The sequence below is a fragment of the Kitasatospora sp. NPDC056800 genome, from assembly GCF_042789775.1.
In the GTDB taxonomy this organism is placed as follows: Bacteria; Actinomycetota; Actinomycetes; order Streptomycetales; family Streptomycetaceae; genus Kitasatospora.
In genome coordinates, this window is the sequence record NZ_JBHUAL010000359.1 from 1 (window position 1) to 3,822 (window position 3,822).

The window sequence follows — 3,822 nt, forward strand, 5'->3', positions numbered from 1 at the left end:
CCGCCACACCGTTGGGGGGGTTGGGGGGGCCGGGGGCGGTTGGGCCCCGGGGGGGGGGGTTTGTGGGCCCGGCCGTTTTCTTGTTCTTGTGGGTGGTGGGGGCCCCGCCCCCCCCATCGACCGGGGATGATCTGGTCGCTGAGCGCTTCGAAGGCCTTCGCACGCCCGGAGGGGTCGACCTTCCTGGCGACGCCGTTGACGACGACGGAGCGGTAGTTGAGCGAGGTGCTGATGGCCGCGCGTCCGACGACGAGGCCGTCGACGAGGGTGACGGCCAGGGAGACGGACACGCCGTCCTCGCTCCACAGGTGCTTCAGCGAGACCGGGATCCCGGTCGGGTAGTAGATGGACCCGTGCAGGTAGAGGAGCCTCCGGCCGCCTTCCTCGTGGTAGGCGTAGACCATGGGGACGCACCTCGGCCTGATCGTCAACCGGTCGCCCGGGGTGCTGATCTCGAGGTGGGCGACGGTGCAGACGAAGCCCGCCTTGAGGACGGGGACCCAGTCGTTCGGGTCGGTGCTCACCTGCGTCCTCTTGCCGAACGCCGCGGCGTCCGACGACCCTGTGACGGTGCCCGGTTCCTGGGACATGGCGGGCATGGCGACTCCTTCACGACGGGGGAGGGGAGGGGCCCGGCTCCGCGGGTGACGGGAGCGGGCCCGGGACACGGGTCATGCCTACGGCACGGCGGGCGCCCGACGGGCCCCAACGTGCGCACGGCGGTGGCGGATCACCCCGCCAGAGCAACGATCCCGCCGGCCGCGACCGCGGGACGCCGGGACGTTCCGATGCGCCATCCGGCCGTCCGCCGTTGGGACGGGAACGCCCCGCGGCCGTGGCCGGCGGCTTCGGCCGGTCGGCTGACGGGGGCCGGTCGAGTCGGCCGGAAGAACGTTTCGGCTTTTCCGGCTGGTTGCCGGTGGGGGTAATTCCTCATACCGGCAAGGGGATTCACGGACCGGTGACGCCCATGCGTGTCCGGTCGGCGGCGGGCCGGGGCGCAACCATACTCGTGGACGCCGAGACCGGAGAGGCGATCCGAAAAGGGGACGCCGCCGCGGCGGACGCGAAAGGGAGATTCATGCCGGACAACGACGAGTACCCGAAGCCCCTCAAAGATTTCCTCGACAGGATCGACGACTGGTACCGCACCAATCACGAGGGCTTCAAGACCCTGTTCGACGCGACGATCGCCAACGTGGTGAAGTGTCCGGCCGACCCGACCGATCCCGATGGAAAGAAGGTGTACTACGACTGGCAGGGGAAGGGCATCGAGGATCTGAAGAAGTTCTTCGCGGAGTGGTACACCAACTGGACCACGACGAAGCCCAACGACGGCCTGGACTACATCGAGAAGTTCAGCTGGCTCACCTACGAGAACGACTACGGGATGGTCTTCGTGACCTGCGGTCCCGGCCTGGAGATGACCAAGGACTTCACCAACCTGCAGGGCGACCAGATGGATGACACGGGGAAGGACGGGCAGAAGCTCATCAAGCTCTGGGAGAGCGAACTCGGCACGAGGATGGCGGACTTCGAGGACGGCCCCTGGGCCACCTTCAACCAGTTCTTCATCCGGGAACTCCGGGATGACAAGGTGCGGCCGATCGACGCCCAGGACGACAACAGCGTGGTGGTCGCCCCGACCGACTGCGTCATCAACATGATCGTCGACGACCTGGCCGAGGAGACGCCGATCCCGGTCAAGACGGTCACCATGAACGTCAAGCAGCTGCTCGCCGGTTCCGATTACTACAAGAGGTTCGTCCCCAGGGAGGAGGGCGGCAGGATGCTCCCCGGGGGCACGGCCGTGTCGTGCATCCTGATGCCCGACACCTACCACTGGTACCACGCGCCGGTAGCGGGTGAGGTCGTGGAGTCCCACGACGACGTCCACGGAATCTACTACGGGATGCGGGACTTCCCCGAGCTCCTCAACAAGGGGAACGTCGGCTACGGGTTCGACTACGAGATGTTCGACACCTTCCGCCGCGGATACCTCATCTTCAGGACGATGTTCACCGACCCCAGGGGGGGCAAGCACGAGACGCACGTGGCGATGGTGACCGTCGGCCTCAACTCGATCGGCTCCGTGCAGTACGAAGCGGACTTCAAGAACCCCCAGAAGCCCGTCCCGGTGACGAAGGGCCAGAAGATCGGGAACTTCCAGTACGGCGGCTCCCTGAACATCCTGCTGTTCGAGCACGGCCGCTTCCCGGCCCTGCAGCTGCACATGGGGCAGCGCATCGGGACCCTTGAGGACCCGGAGCGGACGAACGGGCTGTTCAGCCACCCCCACCACGCGCAGTCCCGCCGGGGCATCCCGTTCGCCCGGTGATCCTGCTGATCCTGCTGATCCCGTCGATCCCGTTGATCCGCTCCCGAACGAAGGACTGAACCATGGACCCGGACGATCTCGTCACGTCGATCCCGGCGAACCTCCTCGACACCAAGAGCCTCGAGCTGGGGATCCGCTCCTACGCGGGGCGCGTACAGCTCGACGGCACGGGCACCGCGAAGAACAACCTCTTCTACTGGTTCTTCGAGAGCCAGACCTGCAGCCCCCACGTGCCCGTCGCCGACCAGCAGGACCTGATCAGCGCCACACCGCTGGTGATCTGGCTCAACGGAGGCCCCGGCGCCTCCTCGCTGATCGGGCTCTTCCTGGAGAACGGCCCGCTGACCATCACCGAGGACACCGTCGGGACCGTGTCGCTGACCACCACCAGCTGGAACCAGGAGGCGCACCTCCTCTACTGGGACCAGCCCCTGGGCGCCGGGTACAGCCACTCCGACGACCCCAAGCACGACGAGTACGTCGAGGACGAGGCCGAACTCGGCCACATGTTCTGGCAGGCGCTCCAGAAGTTCTTCCAGCTGCACCCCGAGTACGCGAAGTGCCCGCTGTACGTCTGCGGCGAGAGCTACGCCGGCAAGTACGTGCCGGCGATCGCCCTGGAGATCGACAAGCAGAACGGGCGGAAGGCGGGACAGCACATCGACCTGCGCGGGATCGCGGTGGGCAACGGCTGGATCACCCCCGAGCTCTCGCTGGGCCTCATGATCGACTACGTCTACACCACCGGGTTCATCGGCCTCGGCCAGCGCGAGGAACTGCTCCGGGACTACGCGAAGGTCCAGGCCGAGATCAAGGAAGGCAGCATGGTCCAGGCCACCAAGGACGGCAACGCCCTGGTGGACAAGACCCTGGCCTACGGCGGGAACTTCGACATCTACGACGCCCGGGGCTGGAAGGGCCTGCCCTGGGAGACGCTGAAGGCGTACCTGAACACCGATCCCGTCAGGAAGGCCCTGCACGTGCCGCTCGGGCTCGAGTGGACGTGCGACGACAACACGGGCCCGGTGGCCGATGCCCTGGTAGAGGACAACATGGCGGACGCGTCCGACAAGTACGGCGCGCTCATCGACAGGAGCGACGGGGGCATCAAGCGCTACAAGGTGCTGCTCTACACCGGGAACTTCGACACCGCCTGCGGCTTCCGGAGCACCGAGGAGATCCTCGACAGGCTCATGCGGGACCGCGACCCGGAGTGGCACGGCGCGCCCCGTCTGATCTGGCAGCAGCCGCCGGGCGACCCCAAGGGCTTCGTCCGCCAGCGCGGCAACCTGACGCAGGTGTCCATCCCCGACTCCGGTCACGAGGTGCCGGCGTACCAGCCGGAGACCTGCCGGGAGATGCTCTACAACTGGCTCTTCGAGCGCCCCTTCCACGGGCACGACCCGCAGGGACCGCTCGTGTAGCGGACCGGCGACGGCGCCGGGGAGTTGATCGGACGGCGGGGCGGCACTGCGGTGCCGCCC

At 67.4% G+C, this 3,822-nt stretch carries 3 protein-coding genes; 2 read left to right on the forward strand and 1 reads right to left on the reverse strand.

Annotation, left to right across the window (positions count from 1 at the left end):
• Window positions 1-599: pyridoxamine 5'-phosphate oxidase family protein (locus tag ACFRQN_RS40120; RefSeq protein WP_380745592.1), on the reverse strand; the 599-nt coding region annotated here is incomplete at its 3' end.
• A gap of 482 nt (window positions 600-1,081) precedes the next feature.
• Here ACFRQN_RS40120 and ACFRQN_RS40125 point away from each other — a divergent pair.
• Entirely contained in the window at window positions 1,082-2,338 is a 1,257-nt protein-coding gene (locus ACFRQN_RS40125) for a phosphatidylserine decarboxylase (RefSeq protein ID WP_380745594.1), read from the forward strand.
• 62 nt (window positions 2,339-2,400) lie between these two features.
• Window positions 2,401-3,762 carry a hypothetical protein gene (locus ACFRQN_RS40130; protein ID WP_380745596.1) on the forward strand — a complete coding sequence of 454 codons (1,362 nt, stop codon included), beginning with the start codon at window positions 2,401-2,403 and terminating at the stop codon, window positions 3,760-3,762.
• Window positions 3,763-3,822 lie beyond the last annotated feature (60 nt).

What these genes read in the sequence shown, in the direction of transcription:
- ACFRQN_RS40125 (WP_380745594.1), top strand. Translation starts at nt 1,082, where the DNA reads ATGCCGGACAACGACGAGTACCCGAAGCCCCTCAAAGATTTCCTCGAC.
- ACFRQN_RS40130 (WP_380745596.1), top strand. Translation starts at nt 2,401, where the DNA reads ATGGACCCGGACGATCTCGTCACGTCGATCCCGGCGAACCTCCTCGAC.